The sequence below is a fragment of the Pseudarthrobacter sp. 10T415 genome (assembly GCF_056394175.1).
Window position 1 is genome coordinate 202,282 of the sequence record NZ_JBFTHJ010000006.1, and the last position, 23,617, is coordinate 225,898.

Genomic DNA, 23,617 nt, shown 5'->3' on the forward strand with positions numbered 1-23,617 from the left:
GACGTGATGGCGCGCTGACACGGAACCGATAGGCGGACCATGTGGGTAGGGTGCCTTGCATGGATGAGAAAGAGACACTGCACCGGTACCTTCGCGTCCGGCGCGACAATCTGCTCGGTAAGCTCGATGGGCTGAGCGAGTACGACGCCCGCCGGCCGCTGACACCCACCGGCACCAACCTGCTGGGCCTGGTTAAGCACGTGGCCAGCGTGGAGCTCGACTATTTTGGCGTGGTCTTCGGCCGGCCCAGCGGGCGGCACCTGCCCTGGCTGGACGCCGACGCCCTTCCCGATGCGGACATGTGGGCAGCCGCCGACGAGTCCCTCGCGGACATCCTCGAGCTGCACCGGTTCGCCGGCGAGCACAGCGATGCCACCATCGAAGCCCTGCCGCTGGATGCAGCGGGGTCCGTGCCGTGGTGGCCGGAGGAGCGAAGCCAGGTCACGCTGCACCAGATCCTGGTGCACATGGTTGCCGAGCGGGCGCACCACCTGGGCCACGCCGACATCCTTCGCGAACTGATCGACGGGACGGCAGGCCAGCGTCCCGGCGATCCCAACCTGACGTCCCGGACCCCGGAGGAATGGGCCAGCCACCGCGCCGCCATCGAAAGTGCAGCGCGGACAGCATCGGCTGAAGGGCGAGGGTAACCGACACACAGCCGGCGCCGGGCCCAACCACCAGGGCCGCCCGGACAGTCTGAAATCAAAGACACCAAGCCTGCGTGAGGCTCATCACGGCGTCCCCGGAAGTGGTCTGCTGGTTAGCGGCTCCCCTCCCAAAGACGAGAAGGTAAGTGTATGCAACAAGCACCATCCCCAACCCGGAACGAAAGCCGCGCCGGACAGCAGACCCCGGCAGCCGCCGTCGGAAGCGTCCTGAACCGCGGGCTGAACGTCCGCCACATCCGCTTCATGGCCCTGGGTTCGGCCATCGGCACCGGCCTCTTCTATGGCTCCGCGTCCGCCATCCAGAAGGCGGGCCCCGCCGTCCTGCTGGCCTACATCATCGGCGGCGCCGCGGTCTTCATGGTGATGCGGGCGCTGGGCGAGATGGCCGTGCGGCACCCGGTATCCGGCTCCTTCGGCCAGTACGCCAGCCGCTACCGTGGCCCGCTGGCCGGCTTCGTGACCGGCTGGACGTACGTGTTCGAGATGGCGATCGTGGCCATCGCCGACGTCACGGCGTTCAGCATCTACATGGGCTTCTGGTTTCCACAGGTAGACCGCTGGATCTGGATCCTGGCCATCATCTGCTTCCTGGCCGCCCTGAACCTCCTCAGCGTCAAGGTCTTCGGCGAGCTCGAGTTCTGGTTCTCGCTGATCAAGGTGGCAGCCATCGTTGCGATGATCGCCGGCGGGGCAGCCATCATCGCCTTCGGCTTCCAGGCCGGCGGCTCCAGCGTGGCACCGGGCCTGGGCAACCTCGTTGAGCACGGCGGCCTGTTCCCCAACGGATTCGGCGGGCTCCTGGCATCCTTTGCCGTGGTGATGTTCGCCTTCGGCGGCATCGAAACCCTCGGCATCACCGCGGGCGAAGCAGCCGAGCCCAAGAAGGTCATCCCCAAGGCCGTCAACACCGTTCCCGTCCGCGTACTGCTGTTCTACGTCCTCACCCTCGGCGTACTCATGAGCCTCTTCCCCTGGAACGAGGTGGGAAGCAGCGGAAGCCCCTTCGTCCAGATCTTCAGCGGGCTGGGCATCCCGGCCGCGCCGCATATCCTGAACGCCGTGGTCATCACCGCAGCGCTTTCGGCAATCAACAGCGACATCTTCGGTGCCGGACGCATCCTCTTCGGACTCTCGCAGCAGGGCCATGCCCCCGCTGCCTTCGGCAAGGTCTCCCGGCACGGAGTTCCGTGGATGACGGTGGTGATGATGACCGCGATCCTCCTGGTGGGCGTGGTCCTGAACGCCGTCATCCCCGAGGACGTCTTCCTGGTCATCGCCTCGATCGCCACGTTCGCCACCGTGTGGGTGTGGGTCATGATCCTCGCTTCCCATGTGGCAATGAAGCGGGAAATCAAGCACGGCGGACTCCCGGCGTCGGAGTTCCCCTCGCCGTGGTGGCCGGCGGCATCGGTGCTGACCATCGCCTTCATGGCACTGGTCATCGTGGTGCTGGGCGCCTTCGAGGACACCCGGATCGCCCTCTACGTCGGCGCAGCATGGCTGGGACTGCTGGTCCTCGGCTACCGCCTGTGGGTCAAGGGTGACGGACGACGGCGGGCCCACCTCGAGGACGAAACGTCGCCGCTGCCGGTGGTGGAGCGAGCCGCGCACACCCCGGCGGATTAGGAGGGACAAAGCAGCGTCAGTGGGCTCCTTCCGGGGCTAAGATCAGGCATGGTTCCTGCCCCCAGCCTCCTGGCGTTTGCACTGGCCTCGGCGGTGCTGATCGCCGTCCCCGGCCCCAGCGTCCTGTTCGTCATCGGCCGGTCCCTGGCCCTGGGCTGGAGGGGCGGCGTCCTGACAGTGCTGGGCAATGCCTGCGGCCAGCTGCTGCAGGTGGCTGCGGTGGCGTTGGGGGTTGGGGTGCTGGTGGCTCAGTCGCTGCTGCTCTTCAGCGCAGTTAAATTCGCCGGGGCTGCCTACCTTATCTACCTGGGCGTCCAGGCCATCAGGCATCGGAAGGCCCCCGCCGGTTCCGAAGGCCGCCCAACCGCCACACGCCCGCGGCGGCTGGTGGCGGAAGGGGCGGTGGTGGGTGCCACCAATCCGAAGTCCGTAGTGTTCTTCGTGGCGGTACTCCCGCAATTCGTCGACTATCCGTCGGGAGCGATTCCCCTGCAGCTGGGGTTCCTCGGCGCGGTGTTCCTCGTCATTGCAGTGGTTTCCGACAGCCTGTGGGCCGTTGCCGCCGGAACCGCCCGGGAATGGTTCGCCAGGTCGCCGCGCCGGGTTTCCACCGTCAAGGCAACAGGCGGCGCGCTGATGATCGGCCTCGGCGGGACGCTGGCCCTGACGGGCAGCAAATCCTAGGACTCGCCCGCGGCCCCGCAGGGAAGCACAGCAAACACAGCTCACCGAACGCAACGGTGCCCGGCCCCTCGAAAGGGACCGGGCACCGTTTGCGTTGGCTAGGCCGAAGCCGCGGCGGACCGGACCGCCTCGGCGAGGGACGTCGTCGGGCGTCCGATCAGCTTCTGCAGATCGCCGGTGCTGACCAGGAGATCGCCCCGGGCGATGCCCAGGTCCGAGTCTGCCAGGATCTCCGCGAATGCCTGCGGAACACCCACCTGGGCCAGGAGGCCTGCGTATTCGCCGCTGGTCATGTTGTTGTAGCTGATGTCCGTGCCCGTGGCCGCGGTGATTTCCGCGGCGAGGTCGGCCATGCTGAAGGCGTGGTCGCCGCCAAGCTCGTACACCTTGCCGGCCTGGCCGTCGGCCACCAGCACGGCTGCGGCCGCCTGCGCGTAATCCTGCCGCGACGCACCGCTGACCTTGCCGTCACCCGCGCTGCCGGCAATGGCACCCTGCGCGAGGGTCCCGGGCAGCTGCTCCGTGTAGTTCTCCAGGTACCAGCCGTTGCGCAGCAGGGCGAACGGAACGCCTGATTCACGCAGGAGCTCCTCGGTTGCCTTGTGCTCGTCCGCCAGCTTCATGCCGGTGGTGTCGGCGTTGGCGATGCTGGTGTAGGCGAGCAGTTCCACGCCGCCCTCGGCCTTGGCGGCCTCGATGACGGTGCGGTGCTGCTCCACCCGCTGGCCCACTTCACTGCCCGAGATCAGCAGGACGCGGGTGGCACCCTTGAGGGCAGCTGCCACGGAGGCGGCGTCCGAGTAATCGACGGACACGACGCTGACGCCCTTGGCGGCGAAATCTGCCAGCTTGTCCACGGAACGTCCGGCGGCCACGATGTCACCTGCGGGAACGTTGCGCTCCAGCAGTGCTTCGAGGACGTGGCGGCCCAGGTGTCCGGTGGCTCCGGTAACGACGATGCTCATGGGTGGATCCTTTCGGGATGGTTGCTCTGTCAAAGGTCACAACCATGTCCTCAGGGGATTGCTTCCCGAAAGAGAGTACGCACTTTGAAGTAAGGTACTCACCTACCGGTAAGGTACTGCCCCAACGGTAAGCTGGTGCCATGGATGCAACCCTCCAGCCCGCTCCCCTTCCGCTCAGTTTTTCCGACGGCGTGTTCCCCGCCGGATGCCCCAGCAGGACGCTTCTGGACCACGTCACCAGCAAATGGGGCGTCCTGATCCTCATTGCCCTCTCCGAGGGATCGCAACGGTGGAGCAAACTGCGGCGCAGGGCGGAGGGCATCAGTGAGAAGATGCTGGCGCAGACCCTGAAAACCCTGGAACGGGACGGCCTGGTGAGCCGGGACGCACAGCCCGTCATCCCGCCGCGGGTGGACTACAGCCTGACGGAAAAAGGCTACGAACTCAGCGCATTGCTGGTGCCCCTGGTGGCGTGGACCTTCGATAATGCCGAGGAAATCATCAACGGCAGGACCTGAGGTAAGGCCCCGGCATGGGCTGCCAGGCAGCCCCAACAAACCGGCTCCCGTGGGCCGCCAGGCTCCGTGACCTTCCCGTGTCCTCCTCCGGGTAGTGCTGCTTTCAAACCTGAGTACCTGTTACTGGTGTGACTGGTGTGATTAGCGCATAGCTTTGGCGTAAGGTGCATGCCGGGATTACGAGGACCATCCTCTGCTGGGGAGCGTTCCGGCACCAGGCACCGCGACTGAGCGGCAGGCTGCCGCCTGGGAGTTGGTACGCATGGATACGAGTGATGTCCAGGACCTGTCCGGCATGGGCCGTCCCATCAGCCTTGGCTCGGCGGTGGCGCTGGGATGGGGCAGGGCGGTTGAGGCACTGCGCCCCCGCAGCCCCTACCGGATCGGGGATGCCGTGCTGGGGGACGACCCCTTCAACGGCAGGCACGAAGGGACAGTGGTAACGCAGGAGGGAACCACCGTTGGCGTCAAAACCGTCCGCGGGCTCTTCTTCTACGACCACCGGCAACTGCGAAGGCTGGACTGACCGCCGGAGCGGCCAGCCCAGCCTGGCATTCAGTGGTTCACGCGGTGGTTCGCGGGCAGCGGATGCCCTACTTGGCAGACCAGCCGCCGTCCATGGTGTAGCTGGCACCGGTCACCATGCCGGCATGGTCGGAGGCCAGCCATGCCACCAGGGACGCCACTTCCTCCGGCTCCACCAGGCGTTTAACGGCCGCCTCCGTGAGCATCACCTTGGCCAGCACTTCGGATTCGGGGATGCCGTGAACCGCCGCCTGGTCCGCGATCTGCTTTTCCACCAGCGGCGTCCGGACGTAGCCGGGGTTGACGCAGTTGGACGTGACACCGTGTTCCCCGCCCTCAAGCGCAGTCACCTTGCTCAGCCCCTCCAGGCCGTGCTTGGCGGATACGTACGCGCTCTTGAACGGAGAGGCGCGGAGCCCGTGCACCGAGGACAGGTTGATGATGCGGCCGAACTTGTTGGCGTACATGTGCGGCAGCGCGGCCCGGATGAGCAGGAACGGCGCCTCCAGCATCAGGGCCAGGATCCGGCGGAACTGCACCGGATCGAACTCCTCGATGGGGCTGATCCGCTGGATTCCGGCGTTGTTGACCAGGATGTCGCAGTCCAGGCTCAGGGTGGCGAGCGAGTCCACGTCCAGCAGATCCACGGCCCAGGACGTGCCTCCCACTTCGTCGGCGAGGGAGGCAGCCGCTGCTGCGTCAACATCGGCCACCACCACTTTCGCCCCGCGGGCCGCAAGTTCCCGGACACAGGCCGCACCGATGCCGCCGGCACCGCCGGTGACCAGGGCCTTCCGGCCATTCAGTTCGTGTTCCATCTCAAAATCCCTTCGTACGCACTGACTGTCGTGGGGCCGTGGCAGCTCAGCGCGCGGAGGCGTTGAGCAGACCCTCGCGGGCGGCGTCGGCCTTGTCCACGTCCTGCAGCGCAATCCCCTTGGTTTCACGCAGGCTCAGCACGGCGAACGCGGTGATGGCGCAGGCAACCACCAGGTAAATGGCTGTGGGGAGCCAGGAACCGGTGTCCTTGAGCCACTGGGTGGCGAGCAGCGGCGCCAGCGAGCCGGCGAAGATGGACGTCACCTGGGATCCGAGCGAGACGCCGGCGTACCGCATCCGGGTGGGGAACAGCTCGGCCATGATGGCGGGCTGGCCGGCGTACATGAAGGCGTGCAGGCACAGGCCGATGGTCACGGCGAGCACGATGACCACGGCATTGCGGGTATCGAACATCGGGAAGGCGAAGAACGGCCAGGTGGCGCCGGTGATGGCACCCACCAGGTAGACGGGCTTGCGGCCCCAGCGGTCCACCAGGCGGCCCACCTGCGGGATCACCAGGAAGTGGATGACGTGCGCGATCAGCAGCGCCAGCAGCAGGGACGAGGTGTCGTACTTGTGGACGCTCTTCAGATACACGATGGCGAAGCTGACCACCAGGTAGTACATGATGTTCTCGGCGAAGCGGAGGCCCATGGCCTGCAGGATGCCCTTGGGGTACTTCCGGATGACCTCGCCCACGCCGTAGCTGACGGCCTTTTCCTTCTCCACGAGCTCCTTGGCTTCGAGGAAGATGGGGGCCTCGGAAACATGCCGGCGGATGTAGTAGCCCACGAACACGATCACGGCGGAGAGCCAGAATGCCACGCGCCAGCCCCAGCCGAGGAAGGCTTCGCTGCTGAGGGTGGAGGACATGATGTACAGGACCAGCGTGGCCAGCAGGTTGCCCACCGGCACCGCGGCCTGCGGCCAGCTCGACCAGAAGGCGCGGGTCTTGTTGGGGCTGTGTTCGGCCACGAGCAGGACGGCGCCGCCCCATTCACCACCGAGGGCAAAGCCCTGGATGAAGCGCAGGAACACCAGCAGGGCCGGTGCCAGGTAGCCGATGTCGGCGAAGCCGGGGAGGCAGCCCATCAGGAACGTCGAGACGCCGATGATCACGATGGTCAGCTGCAGGGTGGGCTTGCGGCCCAGCCGGTCGCCGATCTGGCCAAAGACAATGCCGCCCAGCGGACGGGCCACGAATCCCACCGCGTACGTGATGAAGGCCTGGATGATGCCGTCCAACTCGTTGCCGGTGGAGGGGAAGAAGTACTTGCCGAAGACCAGGGTGGCGGCCGTGGCATAGAGGAAAAACTCATACCACTCCACCACGGTGCCCACCATGGAGGCGGCCACGATCTTCTTTAGTCCTCCACCCTTTGTGGGGGTTCCGGCGCCCTGGTTGGCCGGGCGTTCTCCTACGCTCACTGGTTTTCTCCTTTAGTGTCCACGTTGACACGTGCTGTGATCTCCAGCACAAGTGACTACCCTGAGTATTGCTGCACAATCTTGCGCCTTCAATGACCAAAGAGGCACCCGCTGTGTGCACAATTGCAGATATGAATGCCAACCCCGATGATCTTTTGGTCCTCCTCGAGGTGTCACGTTCGGCGAAATTCACGACGGCGGCGCAGGCCTTGGGCTTGAACCACACCACCGTTTCACGCAGGATCGCCGCGCTGGAGAAGTCGCTCGGCGGACGCGTCCTGGCGCGGGCGGCGGGCGGCTGGGAGCTGACCGAACTGGGCGAGCGGGCGGTGCGCGTGGCTGAGCAGGTGGAGGAGGTCCTGGCCACGCTGGGACCCGGCGGCCGCGCACCCGACCCCATTACCGGCGTCGTACGCATGACCGCAACGGACGGTTTCAGCGCCTACATTGCCGCACCCGCGGTGGCCCGGCTCCGGCGCGCGCACCCGGGGCTGAGCGTGGAGGTTGTCACCATGACCCGGCGCGCGCTGCAGCAGCGCTCCGGCCTGGATATCGAAGTGGTGGTGGGTGAGCCGCAGGTGCACCGCGCGGAGGCGGTCCGGCTGGGCGAGTACATGCTGGGGATGTATGCCTCGCGCGCATACCTGGCGGAGCACGGCACACCTGGCACCGTGGCTGACCTCAACGGGCATCCGCTGGTCTACTTCGTGGATTCCATGCTGCAGGTGGACCTCCTGGACGCCCCGCGGCGCCTGGTTCCGGCCATGCGGGACGGGCTCACGTCCACCAACGTCTTTGTCCACGTTGAAGCGACCCGCGCCGGCGCGGGCATCGGCTTCCTTCCCTGCTTCATGGGCGACCTGCACGATGACCTGGTCCGGCTGCTCCCGGACCAGATCGCCGAACTGCTCCCCTACTGGATGGTCCTGCGGCCCGATTCGATGCGCCGCCCGGCCGTTGCCGCCGTGGTCCAGGCCCTGCGCGAACAAATGACGATGCACCGGGAGAAGCTGCTGGGAAGGGGCTAATCCTCCGGAGGTGCCGGGGGGTCGTGGCGCACCGGGATGCCGGCCGCGAAGGCGCGGACCTGGGCGTCGTCCCAGATGTGCGCCGGTACCGCCCCGCCCAGCAGCCTGCGGGCCAGTTTGGGATCGTCACCGAAGGGGACGTCGCTGCCGGCCATCACCATGTTTCCGTAGCGCCGCCCCTTGAGCATGGCGGGATCGGCGATGATCAGGGTGTGTTCGAAGGAAGCGGCGATCGTGGCGGCGTCCTCGCGGGCACTCTTCAGGTCCGGGGCGTCCCCGGAGTTCACCACGTACACGCCGCCCGGGGCAAGGACCCGGCGGACATGCTGATTGAACTCGGCGGTGGTCAGTGGGCGCGGCGTTAAAGCGCCGGCGAAGACGTCCCGGATGATGAAGTCGCGGGTGTCCGCGGTGAGGGTTTCGGTGACCTCCCGGGCCTCCCCCACCCGGATCCTGAGCAGCGGCGCCTTGGGCAGGTCGAACCAGCCGCGGACGTACTCGGCGAGCTTGCCGTCAAGTTCCACCACCACCTGCCGCGCGTCCGGGTAGGCAGCAGCGAAGTACCTGGCGAGGGAGCAGGCTCCGCCGCCGAGGTGGAGGCCGCGCAACTTCCCCGGGTTATCGGCGGCCCCGCCCCGGGTGGACGAAGCGTCCGACGGCGGCCAGCGGGATTCGATGAGCGCGGCGATCCACCGCATGTATTCGAAGTCGAGGAACAGCGGGTCTGCGAGGTCGATGTGCGAGCTCATGACACCGTTGATTTTCAGGAGCCAGCCGGTGGAGTTGTCCTGGTCCGCGATCAGCTCGCAGTCACCGGTATCAACGTAGTAGACGCCTTCCACCGGACCTTTGGACCCGGGACCCGGGTTTTCCACGACGCCGGCCGCGGCACGCCCGCGGCCACCCGACTTTCCGCGTTTCGCCATTACCCGTGCCCCGCCTCAGTCATGGATTCAACCCTAGTGGAACTGCAGCGGGGCTACTCCCCCGAGCCCTGGAGTGCCGTGGCAGCTCCCTGGCCGCCGCGGATGCGGTTGACCACGGCGGTGGTGGAACGTTCGGCCACGTAGTCCAGGATGGCCACCCGGCCGCCCGACTCCTCAACTGCAGGTGTCTCCGCCAGCATTTCCGGCGTGTAGTCACCGCCCTTGGCATAGACGTCGGGCCGGAGCTGCCGGATCAGCGGTTCGGCGGTAGGGGTATCGAAAACAGTCACGTAGTCCACGCAGCTCAGGGCCGCCACCACAGCCGCGCGGTCCGCGACGGCGTTGATGGGCCGCCCCGGCCCCTTGAGGCGGCTGACGGAGTCGTCGCTGTTCAGCGCCACCACCAGGACGTCGCCCAGCTGTTTGGCCTGGTTCAGGTAGCGGGTGTGGCCGCTGTGCAGGACGTCGAAGCAGCCGTTGGTCAGCACGATGCGCTGCCCCTCGGACCGGTGCAGGTCCAGTTGCTGTTGCAGCTCGTCAGCTCCCAGGGCGGTGTCCGCGAAGGCTGCCAGGTACCGGCTGAGCTGGCTGGTGCTGCATACCGAGGTGCCGGGCTGGTGCACCACCACGTCGGCGGCCGACTGGGCGAGGTCCAGGCTGGCCGTCAGCGGCAGCCCGGCAGAGCGCGCCAGGGTCAGTGCCGCCACGAAGGTATCGCCCGCCCCGGAGGCCTGCTTTTCGGCCGCCGGGCGTGCCCACGTGCGGTGGGTGGCGCCGTCGGGCCTGATGAGCACGGTACCGTCCCGGTCCAGGGTGACCACCACCGCCGCGGCGCCGGTGGCTGCCAGCAGCGCCGGTGCCTGCCCGGTGACAGTGTCCGCCCGGTCGGGCCCGTCGGGGAGCCGGACATCGAGGAGCCGTGCGGCCTCCTGCGCATTGGGCGTGACCAGGTCCGGCCGCAGCGGCGCCCAGGGCCGCGGGTCATGGGAATCGACCACCACCAGCGGGCGGCGTTTACCGGCATTCCCGGCAGTCCCGGCATTGGCCAGGGCTGCCACCAGGCTTTCCTGCACGGGGTCCGCGAGCACGCCGTTGCCGTAGTCGCACACCAGCACGGCATCCTGGCGTTCGACGGCGGCGCGCACCGAGGAGGCCAGCTCGGCGAGCGCTTCGGCGGGCACGGTCCGGGCGGCGTCGTCGATGCGGAGCATCACCTGGCCGCCGCTGCTGATCCGGATCTTGGTGGTGGTCACCATGTCCGGGTGCGAGTGCAGGTGCCGGACGTCGATGCCCGCCGTCTCGAGCTGGCGGCGCAGGTCCGCACCGGCGTCGTCCGTGCCGATGATGCCGGCAACGGAGACCCGGGCGCCCAGGGCGGCCAGGTTCATGGCGGTGTTTGCCGCACCGCCCGGAAAAGAGTCCCGGACGGCGATGTCCACCACCGGCGCCGGAGCTTCCCTGCAGAGCCGCTCGATGGTGCCGCTCCACCAGCCGTCCAGCATGAGGTCACCGATCACCAGCACGCTCGGCTGTTCTGCCGCCAAGCGTCCGGGCAGCCATTCGGCGAGCGCCCGCTGGGTGGAAAGGTCGGCAGTGTCCGGGTGCAGGCTCATGGCCGGGCCTGTTCGGCAGCGGGCGCGGGCGGCGCGGAGATGTGGACCACCTTGACCTGGCTGAATTCGTCCAGCAGTTCGGGCCCGTAGCCGAACCCGGCTCCGCTGTCGCCGCGGGGCTGCGCTGCGCCGCCCGGGGCTCCGCCGAATACAGCGTTGACCTTGACCGTGCCCACCGGCAGCGCCGCCACGGCCTGCTGGATGTGGGCGATGTTGCTGCTCAGGACGGTGGCCGCGAGGCCGTACTTGCCGCTGCACGCGAGCCGCAGGCCGTCGTGGAACGAGTCCACCACCTGCACCGGGGCAACCGGGCCGAAGGTTTCCTCAGTCATCACCTGCATCTGTGCGGTGCAGCCAACCAGCACGGTGGCCGGGTAGAAGGATCCCGGCCCGTCCGGCAGGTCTCCGCCCTCCACTGCAGTGGCGCCGGCCCCGAGGGCTTCGGTGACCTGCGCGTGGACCTCGTCGCGCATGCGCCCGTCCACCAGCGGGGCCACGGATCCGTTGCCGTTGCGGCGCGCGGCCTCCGCCTGGAGCGCCGCGGTGAATGGTTCCGCGATGTCCCGGTGCACGTAGATCCGTTCCACTGCCGTGCAGATCTGGCCGCTGTTGCTGAAGGCGCCGATGGCGGCCTGCTCCGCCGCCCAGGCGGGATCGACATAGCGGTCCACCAGGAGCGGATCGTTGCCGCCGTTTTCGCGCAGCACGTGTGCGCCGGTCAGGGCGCCCGCACGGGCAATCCTGGCACCTGATGCGCTTGAACCCACGTGCGCCAGTACGTCCACCTCGGCCTGGGACAGCAGGGCGCCAACCCCGGCACCGCCGGAAACGGTGAGGAGCACTCCGGGCGGGAAGGCCGGCGCCAGGACCTCTCCGAGCGCCTCGCCCAGCCTCGGGCAGCGTTCGCTCGGCTTGTGGATGACGGCGTTGCCCGTGGCCAGGGCGGCACCGATCAGGCCGCAGGCCACTGCCACGGGGTCGTTCCACGGAGTCAGGAGGACCGCGACCCCGCGCGGCTCGGCCACGGTGTAGTCGGCGGCGAGCCGGTTGCCCCGGAGGCTGTGGCCCCGATGTACCGGGGCAAGCTCGGCGTACTGCTCAAGGGTGGAAACGGCCGCTCCGATGCCGGCCAGCGCTTCCTCCACCGGCCGCCCGGTTTCGCTGGCGTTGAGCCCGGCCAGCTCCTGCGCGGCGGAGTCCAGTGCCCGGGCCGCAGCCTTGAGGGCCGCCCCGCGGTCCGCGGGCGCGGTGGCAGCCCATTCCGGGGCAGCCCTGCGGGCCACCTCCACGGCATGGTTCACCGCTTCAGGGCCTGCTTCGTGGACTGTCCAAAGGACCTCGCCGGTGCGCGGGTCAGTGATGGTGATGCCGCCGGATTCGGCCGTGTCCCGGCCTGCTGGTGTGTCGATCGCTGTGGTGGGCATGGGGTTCCTCCCGTCGTGTGCGGACGTGGCCTGTGGCCGGTTTAGGGCCAGGACCCTTCTTCCTCGTGGCAGATCAGCATTTCGCGGACTTCGCAGCCACGGGGCTGGTTCAACGCGAACAGGATGGCCTGGGCGGTGTTGGCGGGATCGTTCAGGCGTGAATCGTCCTGCGGCTTGTACTGTTCCGTGCGGTCATCGAAGAACCGGGTCTTCATGCCGCCGGGGATGATGGTGGTGACACCGATCTCGCCTCCGGTTTCCGCCGCGAGGGCGTGGCTGAAACCCACCACACCGAATTTGGAGGCGCAGTAGGCGGTGGCATCGGCCACGGCGCGTTTGCCCAGCGTGGAGGCGACAGTGATGACGCGGCCGTGGTTGGCCTTCAGGTAGGGCAGCGCGGCGCGCACCACGGAGACGGTGCCCATCAGGTTCACCCCGATGACCTTCTCCCACTCCGTGGCGTCCACGTCGGCGAGCTTGCCGCAGCGGTCGATGCCGGCGGCGGTCACCACGCCGTCCAGGCCGCCCACCGTTTCGGCCGCTTCACGCACGGCCGCTTCCACGGCCAGCCGGTCCGCAACGTCCACTTCGAACGCCTTGACGCCGGACACGCTGCTGATATCGCGGTCCAGGACCACGGGCGTTCCGCCTGCCTTCAGGACGGCGTCGACGACGGCGGCACCCAGTCCGGAGGCGCCTCCGGTAACCAGTACGCGTCCGGGGTTGTTGGCATCTGCAGTCATGGTGTTCCTTTCAATGGGGAATCAAATCGTCGGGGTGTTGTGCGATTGATCTGTGTGGTGCGGCATTTGGGTGGATAGGGAAAGTCAGCTCACCTTGGCGAGCGCATCGGCCAAGCCGGTGGTGGACCGTGCCGGGTGGTAGGGAACAGTGACGCACCTGCCGCCCCAGCTCTCCACGAGCTCCGCTTCGGGCAACCGGGAACCTTTGTAGTCGCCGCCCTTGACCCAGATGTCAGGGCGAAGCCGGTCCAGGGCAACTTCCGGAGTATCTTCGTCGAACACCATCACGGCGTCCACGCACTCCATGGCCAGCAGGAGTTCAGCCCGGTCCTGCTGGCCGATGATGGGGCGTTCCGCGCCCTTGAGCCGCCGGACCGAGCTGTCCGAGTTGAGGCAGACAATGAGGCAGTCGCCGAGTTCGCGGGCGGCGGCCAGCGAGCGCACGTGGCCGGCGTGCAGCAGGTCGAAGCAGCCGCCGGTGGCCACCACCGTTCCGCCGTTGCCGCGGACCGCGCGGGCCAGCAGCAGCGGTTCGGTGGCGCGCCGGAGCCGTGTGGGTCCGTCCGCCGGCCGTTCCACCGACGCACCGGTTGGTCCCGATGCGTCCCCGCCGTCGTCCCGGACCACGCCGTGGTCCGAGCTCCGGTCAGGCAAGGCAGCGACGCCACCGGCGCCCAGGAAGTCGGCGGCATCGTTGACTGCCAGCCCCGCCGCCTCGGGCAGGGCGCTGCCGGCCAAGAGGTGGACTGCCAGGCCTGCAACCAGGCGGTCGCCGGCCCCGCAGGGATCCCCGGCTTCCACCCGCGGCGCCGGAACATCCAGGGGGGACACGCTGTCCCGCTGCAGCAGCACGGCCCCGTCCGAACCCTTGGTCACCAGGACCGCGTTGCTCTGCCAGCGTTCCAGCAGGATGCGTCCGACGCCGGCGGCCGGGTCACCGGGCGCGCCGTCACCTGAAGCGGGGCTTGCGTAAGTGGCGGCGGCTTTGGTGGCCTCCGCCAGGTTGGGCGTTACCACGGCAACTCCCGGCACCGGTTCCGGCCCGGACGGATGCGGGTCCCAGATGACGGGCACTTCGGCCGTGCGCCTGGCAAGCAGGCGGCGCAGCTCCGGGCTGGCCGCCACTCCCCTCCCGTAGTCGGCCACGATGATGGCACCGGCTTCCTCCACGGCACGAAGCATGGCGGGGGACATCTCCGGTACCGGTGGCTTGCCGCACCCCTGGTCGAACCGGACCACTGCATGGGAGCCGGCCCGGACCCGGGTTTTCACCGGTGTGGGGTGGCCGCTGGGGCCGGACACCAGCCGCACGCCGGCGAGTTCGCCGCGAAGTTGCCGCCCGGCGTCGTCATCGCCGAACACCGTCACCAGGGTGACGGGCCAGCCTTCCCCGGCCAGCATCCGTGCCACCAGGCCGGCGCCGCCGGCGCGGCTGCGGATCCCGGAGACGTCCACCACCGGGACGGGTGCATCCGGGCTCAACCGGGTCGCCTCGCCGGAGAGGTCCACGTCCAGCATCACGTCGCCCACCACCACGATCCTCATGGCAGGCCTCCCTGCTGCAGGATGGCGGGGCTGTGGCGGGCCACCTCGAGGTCGAAGGCCCGGCACACGGCATGCAGGGCGATCAGGTGGCCCTCCTGGGCGTTCGCGTTGAGGGCATCGATCATCACGGCTTCATCGCAGACGCTGGCCAAAGGGTTCGGCCCTGCACCGGTCAGCGCCCAGGTGGTGATGTTCAGGCGGGATGCGGTCTCCGCTGCGCGCAGCAGGTTGGGGCTTTTGCCGCTGGTGGACAGCAGGACCAGCACGTCGCCGGAGCGGCCGTGGGCGCGCACCTGGCGGGCGAAGACGTCGTCGTACCCGTAGTCGTTGGCGATGGCCGTCATGGCGGATGTTTCCGCGTGCAGGGAGATGGCGGAGAACGGGACCCGCTCGCCGTCGAACCGTCCCACCAGTTCGGCGGTGAGGTGCTGGGCTTCGGCGGCGGACCCGCCGTTTCCGGCGGCCAGCAGCCGCTGCCCGCGGAGCATCCGCTGGGCCAGCTCCACACCCCAGGCGGCAAGCCGGCCGGACTGGCTGCGCAGGGATTCCAGGGCGGGAACCACGTTGTCCAGGTGCAGCCTGACGGCGTCGGCGCTGGCGGAATCCACGTACGCGGCGCCGGGCAGCACCGCAGGAAGGGCCGGTGCCATGGCCAGGTGCGCCAGGTCGATGTCGCGGAGGGATGATTCAGCAGTCACAGCGCCGCTCCTTCCATGGGGATGGCTGCCGGGCGGGCGGCGGCAGCCGCCACCGCCAGCTTGTAGGCCTTTTCGGATTCCGCGGCCACCCGGTCCCAGGAATAGCGGGCACCGGCGCGGCGCTGGCCGGCATCGCCGAGTTCGGTCCGCAGGGTGGGGTTGCCCAACAGCATGGCCAGGGCCGACGCGATGGCTTCCGGGTCGCGGGGCGGGACGTGCAGGCCGGTGGCGTGGTCCACCACGGTGTCCCGCAACCCGCCCACGGCCGCGGCCACCACCGGCACGCCGCACGCCATGGCTTCGAGGGGGACGATGCCGAACGGCTCGTACCAGGGGGCGCAGACCACGGCATCGGCACTGCGGAAGATGCCGGGCATGTCCCTGCGGGGCACCTGGCCTTCCAGTACCACCTGGTCCTGGACGCCGAGTTCTGCGGCGAGGTCCAGCAGCCGGCGCACCTCGGGGTCTGAGTAAATGGCACCCGAGTCCCCGCCGCCGCCAACGATGAGGAGTTCGACGTCGGCAAAGCCGGCTGCGCGCAAGTGCGGCAGGGCGCGGATCACCAGGTCCACGCCCTTGCGCGGCACCAGCCGGCCCACCGAAAGGATGCGGTGGGATCTGGGCTTTGGGTCCACCGGACCATCCGGTCCGAAGACATCCAGGTCCACGCCGCAGGGTGCGACAGAAATCTTTCCCGTGTCGATGCCCATGGCTTTGAGCTCGAACACCTCGTCCGAGCAGGTGGCGATGATCCGGTCCGCGGACCGCCCGACGCCCGGTTCAAGCCAGCGGCGTTCCTGCGGGCTGGTGTCCTCGGCACGCTGGTGCCGGCGCTTGACCGTGCCCAGTGCGTGGAAGGTCTGGATGACGGGGACCCGGTAGCCAGGGCCGGCCCGGCGGGCGGCGTCGAGGGCGGCCAGGCCGGACATCCAGAAGTGTCCGTGGACCACATCCGGGGGCCGCTGGTCCCAGTCCTGGGCCACGCCGTCGGCCAGTTCACCCATGAACGGCAGCAGATCGTCCTTGGGAACGTGCCGGGAAGGGCCGGCGTCCACATGGACCACTTCGAAACCGGGCCCCACCTTTACGCGGGCGGGAAGCTCTGTCGCGTCCCTGCGGGTGTACACGGTGACCTGGTGTCCGCGCCTTGCCAGCGCTTCGGACAGTGCGGCGACGTGGACGTTCTGCCCGCCGGCGTCCACCCCGCCCAGGGCTGCCAGCGGGCTGGCGTGTTCGGAAATCATCGCGATTTTCATGCGGTCTTCCTATCTTGCGCCGGAACAAGGATCTGCCCGTCCGGCCGGTGACGGGCAGAGGGGCTGCGTCCGAGATCTGCCAGGAGCCCGTCCCAGCTGTCCTGGAATTTGCCCAGGCCGTAGCGGGCCAGTGCGGCCTCGCGCGCGGCGACGCCCCGCCGTCGTGCTTCGTCCGGGTTGGCGACCAGCCTGCGGGCGCACCGGAGCAGCTCGTCGATGTCCGCGGACACTACCCCGGCTTCCGGCGGGACTGCCCGGGGAGCTTCGGTGGCGGCCAGCACCACCACGGGCATGCCCAGGTGCATGGCCTCAAGCAGGGACAGGCCCAGGGAAGTCCAGCGCATGGGGTGCAGGTAGACACGGCAGCGTGCCAGCTCCCGGTGGAGTTCCTGCGTTTTCAGGTCACCGCGCGGGGTGAGCCGGTCCGTCCCGATGCCGGCGGCAACTGCCAATCCCTCGGTCTTCATCCCGAACACCTGCAGGGGCGCCACGTCGGCGAAGGCGGGCAGCAGGTCCGTGCCCGTCACCCGGCCGCGGCGCACGGGTTCGTTGACCACCACGCCCAGGTCCGGCAGCTCCCCCGTATATAACTGGCCGGGGTCGGGGATGCCGTGCTCGATGACTGTGGACAGGGCTGATCCGTTGTCCCAGGCGAGCCGGTTGAAGTGGGTTACGTGCACCAGGGGGATGGTGTTCTGGTCCGCCAGCGGGTGCCGGGTGAAGGGGAAATCACCCTTGGGCGTGTTGTGCTCCACGAAGACCGCGGGCAGGTCCCCTCCGGGGGTGCGGCCCAGGACCCGGGAGACTTCGCTGATTTCTTCGGGCCGTTGAAGCACGACGGCGTCAACGGAGCCTGCGTCCAGCGTCGCCAGGTCCACCTCCCGCACTAAGTCCGGCCAGTTGCGCCCGGCGCGGCCCAGGCCCCATGGCCCGCCCTCGGGCAGGACGGGGAGCAGGTACTCGTGCCTGCCGCGGACGAAGGCGTCCGTCCAGGATCCGTGGACATGCCAGAGCAGGATTCTCATCTGTTGCGGGCCTTTCTACGGGTGCTGACGTGGGTGCTGAAGGAGCTCACGCCGCTGATCAGGCGTTCAACGGCGGCCACCACTTCTTCGGGGGATACGGAGTCCAGGCAGGGGTGGCCGGGGACGGGACAGATGCGGGCGCGGGTCATCCGGCAGGCCGCGTTCTGGTCTCCCAGCAGCTCCAGCGGCACCCCGTACGGTGCCCAGCGGATGGCCGGGACCACGGGGGAAAAGAGGCAGGCCACCGGCGTGCCCACCGCTGCTGCCAGGTGGGCGGGGCCGGTGTTTCCGGTGACCACAGCATCGGCGCCGGCCATGACGCCCGCTAGCGTGTGCACATCGGTCCGGCCGCCGAGGTCCAGCGCGGAGGGACCGGCCACGGTGGCCGTCAACGAGGTTTCGCCGGGGCCGCCGGTCACCACCACGCGGTGGCCGGCGCCCTGGAGGAGTTCGACGGCGGCGGCGTGGTGGAGCGGGGGCCACGCCCTTGCCGGCACAGCCGCGCCCGGGTGGACCACCACGTACGGCCCGTCGCCGACGAGGTCACGGACATCCGGGCCGGGAGTGATGTGGAGCTTGCCGTCGTCGCCCTGGGGGAGCCTGAATCCTGCGGCTTCGGCGATGCCCAGCGCACGTTCGGCTTCCGGCTGGTCTTCGGGGAAGTCCTCGCCGGGTTTGAGCCGCACATCGAGCAGCGAACCGGCATAGTCCGTTGACGCGCCCGTGATCCGCTCGACGCCGGCCAGCCGGAGCAGGAGTGCCAGCGGCAGCGGGGACTGGTGGAACGAGGTGAGGATGACGGCTTCGGTAATCCTGGAGTTGCGGACGTACTCGATGAGGCGGTCCGCGTGGGGGCCCGTCATTTTGGGCGCCGGGTTCATGATCCACGGGCTGTCCCAACTGTAGACCTCGGCGGCGCCGGGCAGGAGTCCCGCGGCGGCCTCGCCCTGCCGGCCGCACAGCATCACCACATGGTTCGCGCCGCTGCCGTCCGGAACGCGGCCGTTGGCGACTGCCCGCACTGCGGGTCCGGCCAGCAGGACATCGCCCATGCTGTCCAGCCGCGCCACCAGCACGCGCCCCATTACGGCGCCTCCCGGAGGAGGACGACGGCGCCGGCCAGGTCGTGTGCCACCAGCCGGGCGGCAGCCACTTCCTCGGCCCTGGTCACCGGGGTGGGTACCAGGACTCCGGTAGCTCCCGCAGCCTCGGCGGCCCGGACGTCGGCGCCGATGTCGCCGATCAGGGCCGCTTCGGATGCGTCAATACCCAGCTTCCTGCAGGCACTGTGAACCATTCCCGGGGCGGGTTTGCGGCAGTCACAGTTGTCCTGGTCCGAGTGCGGGCAGACTTCCCACACGTCGAAGGGGCCAAGCAGTTCTTCCACCCTGGCGTTGACGCTGGCAACGTCGTCCTCGCTGATGAGTCCGCGGGCAATACCGGACTGGTTGCTGATCACGCCCGTGGCAATGCCGTCCGCCCGCAGGCTGTCCAGCACTTCCCTCGCACCGGGCACGGGCCGTACCAGGGCGGGGTCCCCGTTGTAGGGGACATCGACCACCAGGGTTCCATCCCTGTCGAACAGCACGGCGCGGATCTTGGCAGTTGCGGGGCTTCCCATGTCAGTCCTGTTCCCTCCTGCTGCTGCTCCTAAACAGGCCGACATCGCACCGGGCGTCGGACAGCAACGTTTCCGGCCCGCTGAACAGGCAAGATAGGAAATCTGTGGTGTGGCGCGCCCGGCCGTGGCCGGGCCGGAAGTCAGTGCAGTCCGGTCACGGCATCGACGGCCGGCCAAAACCGCGGCGCCGGGCGGGCTCCCGGTGGGAGTGGGCGGCGCGTTGGGTCTGCGCCCGCCCCCCGGAGGTCGCAGCGCCGGGGCATTCGGCGGATGGTTCGTCGAGCCGGGAACTGTTTTCGAGGCGGCGCTGGAGTTCCACCAGCACGCGGGCCAGCCGCCGTGAAACCTGCATTTGCGACATTCCAAGCCGCTTGCCCAGTTGCACCTGGGTTTCCTCGCAGAAGTAGCGGCGGTACAGGAGTTCCCTGTCCGCCGGGTCCAGGTCATGCATGGCATCGCGCAGGCAGGCCAGTTCCTCCAGCCGTTCCAGGGGCGTGTCCGGGCAGGCGAGCAATTCGCCGATGGACGGCGCGTCCGAATGCGGGTTGACCGCATCCAGGGAGTCCGGGTGCATGCTGCTGGATGCCGACATGGCCTCCTGTACCTCCGCCGGATCTGTTTCCAGTTCACCGGCGAGCTCTTCCACACTGGGAGTCCTGCCCAGCGCCTGGGTCAGTTCCGGTTCGGCCCTGAACATCCGGGTGCGCAGGTCCTGGATGTTCCGCGGCGGGCGGACCACCCAGGTCCGGTCACGCAGGTACCTCTTCAGCTCCCCGGTGATGGTGGGGGCGGCGTAGGCGGGAAAGCTCTCGCCCTTGGACCGGTCGAAACCACGGGCGGCCTTGACCAGTCCCAGGTAGGCCACCTGGTTCAAGTCCGCCCGCTCGCGGCCGCGGGCTTCGAAGCGCGCGGCCAGTGCTTCGGCGAGGTCAAGGTAGCCCAGGACCAAATCGTTTTCGAAGGTCTCCCGCAGCTGCCCCGACCTGGCGTGCGGATCGTGGGGGGAAGCGGGTGATTGCGTCGGCGTGGACTGGTGGCTGTGGACGAATGAAGCGTCCACGGCAACTGGAGAGAAGGATTCTGGCATTGACGTTGGTTCCCTCGGGGATGGTTCCGAAAGCCTGCGGCAAGACTTAGAAGCAGCAAATCATAAGCTTGCTTATAAAACAATCCTTCTCGGCGATAGGCTCGTCTGGTACGCAGTTCTGTCCACCTTGCGTCAGGAGCACCCTCATGCGGATTGTCATCACCGGGGCCAGTGGAAATGCCGGCACGGCCCTCCTGCGGAACCTGCAGGGCCAGCTCGCCAGGAAACCCGGGAGCCTCCAGCTCGCCGGGATCAGCCGCCGCCTCCCGGATACCAGCCAGGCTCCGTACGCAGGGGTGGACTGGCACACGCTCGACGTGGGGCTGGAGCAGGACCGCCAAAAGCTGGAAGCAGCGCTGGAAGGAGCTGACGCCGTCGTCCATCTGGCCTGGCAGATCCAGCCAAACCGGGACCTGGAGCAGCTGTACCGGACGAACGTCGCCGGGACCAGGCATGTACTGGACGCAGCCAGGGCCGCGGGTGTGAAGCAACTGGTCTGCGCGTCCTCGGTGGGCGCTTACAGCAAGTCATCCAAGGATGGCCGCAGGGACGAGTCCTGGCCCGCCCAAGGGATGCAGGGCTCACACTACAGCCGGCACAAGGCCGAGCAGGAAGCGCTGCTGGACCGGTTCGCCGAGGCCGAGCCCGGCACTGCCGTGGCCAGGATCCGCCCGGGCCTGATCTTCCAAGGCGACGCAGGCAGCGAAATCGGCCGGTACTTCCTGGGCCCGATGATTCCGCGGCTGCTGCCCGGCAAGCTGCGGATTCCGCTGCTGCCCGCACCGGACAACCTGGTGTTCCAGGCGGTGCACGCCGATGACGTGGCCGAGGCTTACTGGCGCGTGGTGGACCAGCGGGCCAGCGGTGCCTTCAACATCGCTGCCGAACCGGTCCTGGATCCCCAGGAGCTGGGCCGGGTCCTGGGCGCCAAAAGAATCCTCCCCGTGCCCATGCGGCTGCTTCACCGGGCAGCCGGGCTGGCGTGGCGGCTGCGGCTCCAACCTACCGATTCCGGGTGGGTGGAGATGGCCGCCGGAGCGCCCGTCATGGACACCCGGCGGGCACAGCGGATTTTGGGGTGGGAGGCAAAGACCTCGGCTGTGGACGCAGTCCGCGAAGTGCTGGAAGGCATGGGAACGGGGAAGGGAGTAGCTCCCTCCCCCGTGTTGAAACCGCGAAGCGGCGCGTAGCCGCGACGGCTCCCCGGTGCCTAAATTCCGTCGCGCGGATTACGCTCCCCGTGCCTGGTTTCGTCAACGCCGTCGCCTGGCTGGCCGTCCCGTTCGTCCAGGTGCGGATCCCGCTCGCCGGGGCGCCGCTCGTCACCAAGGGTCCTGCCATCGGCACCGTCCTGCCCGGTCGCCGGCCCTCGCCCGTCAGCCTCGCGGCTGCTTCCCGCGTGGTCGCCGTACACCGGGTCACCGTACGCCCGGTTATCGCGTGCACCGTCATCGCGCGCCGTGTCATGGTGTGACCCGTCGGCCTGGCCGCCGTAGGCCCGGTCATCGTGTGTGGCGTCGCGGCGGACGTCGGCCTGGCCGCCATTGGCCCCGTCATCCTGCGAATTGGCGGTGTGCACATGGTCGCCCTGCACGCGGTCATCATGCCCGTGGCCCACTGTTCCGGCAGCCGCGTCGGACTGGCGCGGACGCTGATCGCCGTCGTCGACCCTGCGCGCCCGCCGGCCGGCGTCGTTCGTGACGTCGGGATCTATTTCGTCAGCCTTGCGCGTGTGATCGGCGACTTCGTCGCGGAGTGAACCCGCCTCGCGGGCCTTCTCGTCGGCCTCCTGGCGAAGGCGTGCGGCATTGACCTGCGCCTGCTCGGCGTCAGCGCGTGCGCGGGCAGCCTTGGCCTCACGTTCGCGGGCATCGATTTCCTTGGTTTCCGCTTCCCTGCGGATTTCTGCTGCTTTTTCGCGGTGTTCCTGCTCGCGCTTTTCCTGGACGGCCTTCCGGCGCCGCCCGCTCATCAGCAGGACAACAATCAGCAACACCACAACGACGGCAATGACTATCCAAATCCATGGAGCTGTTTCCACGCTACCCACCACTTTCCACTTCAGTTGTGACCGGGCAGGCCCTCGCCGTCCGGCTGACTTATCGGGTTCGGTTATAACTCGTTTACGAAGGGTACTTACCATTCATTAGTAATCATGCTTATCATTTTACGGCCAGTATTGCTGGTTTCTGATCAACAACCGGCCTTCTTGGAAAGAGAGATGGAAGATGACAGAGAACCAATGGCCCGAGGACCCCAACGCGGTTCCCACGGCCAATACAGGAATTCCCGGCGAGCGGGCTGCAACCACCTTCCCCGCCGCCACAACTCCACAGACGCCTGTACCCGGCACGGGTGACTACCCCTCAGGCGGTTACCAGGCGGGCACTCCGTCAGGCGGTTCGAAAACCGATGCCGCAAAGGCCGAGGCCTCTGACGTGGCAGGACAGGCAACGTCGGCAGCCAAGGATGTGGCACATACGGCGAAGGAAGAAGCCGGCAACGTCGCAGCCGAGGCAAAGACCAACGCCAAGGACCTCATGAACCAGGCGAAGACAGGCCTGACCAGCGAGGCAGGCGCCCAGCAGCAGAAGGCCGCGCAGGGGATCCGCAACATCTCTGACCAGCTGCACAGCATGGCCACCGCCCCTGAGCAACAGGGTATGGCGAGCGACCTGATCCGGCAGGCGGCCGAGCGCAGCTCTTCCGTCGCGTCATGGCTGGAGAGCAGGGAACCCGGTGACCTTTTGGGCGACGTGCAGCGCTTCGCCCGCAACAAGCCCGGAACATTCCTGCTGCTTGCGGCAGGCGCAGGCGTTTTGGCCGGCCGGTTGACCCGCAGCCTCACGGCGGGCGCCCCGGAGGCATCGTCCCGCACCGGCACGTCCGGCACCCCGGGCAGGCACTCCGGCGGACTCCAGTACTCGGGAACCGGATACGGCGACCAGTACAGCGAATCCTACGCACCGGCCGGCGGTACCGTCCCGCCTCCGCCGGTGCAGCTGCCCGGCCCGGCGACCACCACGGCAGGGTACGATGGCGGCGCTCCCGGCAGCGGGTATCCGGAACCTGTGCGTCCGGCCAGCGGGCTGGACAGCCCCCAGTTGGTCGAGGAGCCCTGGTCCGGAAACCAGATCGCCGACGACCCGGTTTATGACCGCGAGCTCGCGGATGACCCCATGGCCAACGACCCACGCACCCGCGACCGGTCCACGGACGGCGAGTCCGGCAGGTTCTGATGAGTAGCCAGATTCCTGAGTCGCCAAGCGTGGCGCACCAGAAGGCAGAGACAGCGTCGCTGGGTGAACTGCTCGGCGATGTCACCCGGGACCTGTCCACCCTGATGCGCCAGGAAGTCGACCTCGCCAAAGCCGAACTCAAACAGTCCGCCACCCGGGCCGGTAAAGGCGGCGGC

Annotated in this window: 24 protein-coding genes; 9 read left to right on the forward strand and 15 right to left on the reverse strand. The window is 68.4% G+C overall.

Annotation, left to right across the window (positions count from 1 at the left end; genetic code table 11):
- Positions 1-59 precede the first annotated feature (59 nt).
- From AC1DBN_RS11030 to AC1DBN_RS11040, 3 genes are all read left to right on the forward strand, one after another.
- Positions 60-650: a DinB family protein gene (locus tag AC1DBN_RS11030; RefSeq protein ID WP_477723176.1), complete on the forward strand. Its 591-nt coding sequence runs from the start codon at positions 60-62 to the stop codon at positions 648-650.
- 150 nt (positions 651-800) lie between these two features.
- Positions 801-2,297 (forward strand): amino acid permease, encoded by a 1,497-nt coding sequence (locus AC1DBN_RS11035; RefSeq protein ID WP_477723177.1) that lies wholly within the window; start codon positions 801-803, stop codon positions 2,295-2,297.
- A gap of 48 nt (positions 2,298-2,345) precedes the next feature.
- Positions 2,346-2,981 (forward strand): LysE family translocator, encoded by a 636-nt coding sequence (locus AC1DBN_RS11040; RefSeq protein ID WP_477723178.1) that lies wholly within the window; start codon positions 2,346-2,348, stop codon positions 2,979-2,981.
- Positions 2,982-3,079: 98 nt separating this feature from the next.
- Here the strand turns inward: AC1DBN_RS11040 and AC1DBN_RS11045 are convergent, their stop codons facing one another.
- A complete protein-coding gene (locus AC1DBN_RS11045; protein WP_477723179.1) occupies positions 3,080-3,946 on the reverse strand; it encodes an SDR family oxidoreductase in 867 nt (288 codons plus the stop codon).
- Between the two features lie 140 nt (positions 3,947-4,086).
- On the opposite strand from AC1DBN_RS11045, the gene AC1DBN_RS11050 reads away from it, so the two are divergent.
- The gene (locus AC1DBN_RS11050) at positions 4,087-4,464 is read left to right on the forward strand and encodes a winged helix-turn-helix transcriptional regulator (RefSeq protein WP_477723180.1); all 378 of its coding nucleotides are present in this window, start codon (positions 4,087-4,089) and stop codon (positions 4,462-4,464) included.
- A 262-nt stretch (positions 4,465-4,726) separates the two neighbouring features.
- A complete protein-coding gene (locus tag AC1DBN_RS11055; protein WP_091717848.1) occupies positions 4,727-4,990 on the forward strand; it encodes a hypothetical protein in 264 nt (87 codons plus the stop codon).
- A gap of 67 nt (positions 4,991-5,057) precedes the next feature.
- Here the strand turns inward: AC1DBN_RS11055 and AC1DBN_RS11060 are convergent, their stop codons facing one another.
- The gene (locus AC1DBN_RS11060) at positions 5,058-5,807 is read right to left on the reverse strand and encodes a 3-hydroxybutyrate dehydrogenase (protein WP_477723181.1); all 750 of its coding nucleotides are present in this window, start codon (positions 5,805-5,807) and stop codon (positions 5,058-5,060) included.
- Positions 5,808-5,853: 46 nt separating this feature from the next.
- Positions 5,854-7,236, reverse strand: coding sequence for an MFS transporter (locus AC1DBN_RS11065; RefSeq protein WP_477723182.1), 1,383 nt, complete (start codon positions 7,234-7,236; stop codon positions 5,854-5,856).
- Between the two features lie 131 nt (positions 7,237-7,367).
- Between AC1DBN_RS11065 and AC1DBN_RS11070 the strand changes: the two genes are divergently transcribed.
- Complete coding sequence (locus AC1DBN_RS11070; protein WP_477723183.1) at positions 7,368-8,264, forward strand: LysR family transcriptional regulator; 897 nt, start codon at positions 7,368-7,370, stop codon at positions 8,262-8,264.
- Here the strand turns inward: AC1DBN_RS11070 and AC1DBN_RS11075 are convergent.
- From AC1DBN_RS11075 to AC1DBN_RS11125, 11 genes are all read right to left on the reverse strand, one after another.
- Complete coding sequence (locus tag AC1DBN_RS11075; RefSeq protein ID WP_477723184.1) at positions 8,261-9,190, reverse strand: spermidine synthase; 930 nt, start codon at positions 9,188-9,190, stop codon at positions 8,261-8,263. The genes AC1DBN_RS11070 and AC1DBN_RS11075 overlap by 4 nt on opposite strands.
- A 53-nt stretch (positions 9,191-9,243) precedes the next feature.
- Positions 9,244-10,803 (reverse strand): D-glycero-beta-D-manno-heptose 1-phosphate adenylyltransferase, encoded by a 1,560-nt coding sequence (gene rfaE2 / locus AC1DBN_RS11080; RefSeq protein ID WP_477723185.1) that lies wholly within the window; start codon positions 10,801-10,803, stop codon positions 9,244-9,246.
- On the reverse strand, positions 10,800-12,227 hold the full coding sequence (locus AC1DBN_RS11085; RefSeq protein ID WP_477723186.1) for an aldehyde dehydrogenase family protein: 1,428 nt from the start codon (positions 12,225-12,227) through the stop codon (positions 10,800-10,802). Before AC1DBN_RS11085 ends, rfaE2 begins: the two co-directional genes overlap by 4 nt.
- Positions 12,228-12,268: 41 nt before the next feature.
- Positions 12,269-12,970: an SDR family oxidoreductase gene (locus AC1DBN_RS11090; RefSeq protein WP_091717834.1), complete on the reverse strand. Its 702-nt coding sequence runs from the start codon at positions 12,968-12,970 to the stop codon at positions 12,269-12,271.
- Between the two features lie 84 nt (positions 12,971-13,054).
- Positions 13,055-14,515 (reverse strand): PfkB family carbohydrate kinase, encoded by a 1,461-nt coding sequence (locus AC1DBN_RS11095; protein ID WP_477723187.1) that lies wholly within the window; start codon positions 14,513-14,515, stop codon positions 13,055-13,057.
- Positions 14,512-15,213, reverse strand: a complete 702-nt coding sequence (locus AC1DBN_RS11100) for a D-sedoheptulose-7-phosphate isomerase (protein WP_477723188.1) — start codon at positions 15,211-15,213, stop codon at positions 14,512-14,514. The genes AC1DBN_RS11095 and AC1DBN_RS11100 overlap by 4 nt, the downstream gene beginning before the upstream one ends.
- Positions 15,210-16,469, reverse strand: coding sequence for a glycosyltransferase (locus tag AC1DBN_RS11105; protein ID WP_477723189.1), 1,260 nt, complete (start codon positions 16,467-16,469; stop codon positions 15,210-15,212). Before AC1DBN_RS11105 ends, AC1DBN_RS11100 begins: the two co-directional genes overlap by 4 nt.
- Positions 16,466-17,494 (reverse strand): glycosyltransferase, encoded by a 1,029-nt coding sequence (locus tag AC1DBN_RS11110; protein ID WP_477723190.1) that lies wholly within the window; start codon positions 17,492-17,494, stop codon positions 16,466-16,468. Before AC1DBN_RS11110 ends, AC1DBN_RS11105 begins: the two co-directional genes overlap by 4 nt.
- The gene (locus AC1DBN_RS11115) at positions 17,491-18,579 is read right to left on the reverse strand and encodes a glycosyltransferase family 9 protein (RefSeq protein ID WP_477723191.1); all 1,089 of its coding nucleotides are present in this window, start codon (positions 18,577-18,579) and stop codon (positions 17,491-17,493) included. The genes AC1DBN_RS11110 and AC1DBN_RS11115 overlap by 4 nt, the downstream gene beginning before the upstream one ends.
- Entirely contained in the window at positions 18,579-19,115 is a 537-nt protein-coding gene (locus AC1DBN_RS11120) for a D-glycero-alpha-D-manno-heptose-1,7-bisphosphate 7-phosphatase (protein WP_477723192.1), read from the reverse strand. Before AC1DBN_RS11120 ends, AC1DBN_RS11115 begins: the two co-directional genes overlap by 1 nt.
- A 154-nt stretch (positions 19,116-19,269) precedes the next feature.
- Positions 19,270-20,202 carry a sigma-70 family RNA polymerase sigma factor gene (locus AC1DBN_RS11125; protein ID WP_477723193.1) on the reverse strand — a complete coding sequence of 311 codons (933 nt, stop codon included), beginning with the start codon at positions 20,200-20,202 and terminating at the stop codon, positions 19,270-19,272.
- 146 nt (positions 20,203-20,348) lie between these two features.
- Between AC1DBN_RS11125 and AC1DBN_RS11130 the strand changes: the two genes are divergently transcribed.
- A complete protein-coding gene (locus AC1DBN_RS11130; RefSeq protein ID WP_477723194.1) occupies positions 20,349-21,392 on the forward strand; it encodes an NAD-dependent epimerase/dehydratase family protein in 1,044 nt (347 codons plus the stop codon).
- A gap of 20 nt (positions 21,393-21,412) precedes the next feature.
- Here the strand turns inward: AC1DBN_RS11130 and AC1DBN_RS11135 are convergent, their stop codons facing one another.
- Complete coding sequence (locus tag AC1DBN_RS11135; protein WP_477723195.1) at positions 21,413-22,243, reverse strand: hypothetical protein; 831 nt, start codon at positions 22,241-22,243, stop codon at positions 21,413-21,415.
- A 187-nt stretch (positions 22,244-22,430) separates the two neighbouring features.
- Here AC1DBN_RS11135 and AC1DBN_RS11140 point away from each other — a divergent pair, with 187 nt between their 5' ends.
- Positions 22,431-23,441: a hypothetical protein gene (locus AC1DBN_RS11140; protein WP_477723196.1), complete on the forward strand. Its 1,011-nt coding sequence runs from the start codon at positions 22,431-22,433 to the stop codon at positions 23,439-23,441.
- A partial coding sequence (locus AC1DBN_RS11145) for a phage holin family protein (RefSeq protein ID WP_477723203.1) occupies positions 23,441-23,617 on the forward strand: 177 nt, incomplete at its 3' end. The genes AC1DBN_RS11140 and AC1DBN_RS11145, both read left to right, overlap by 1 nt.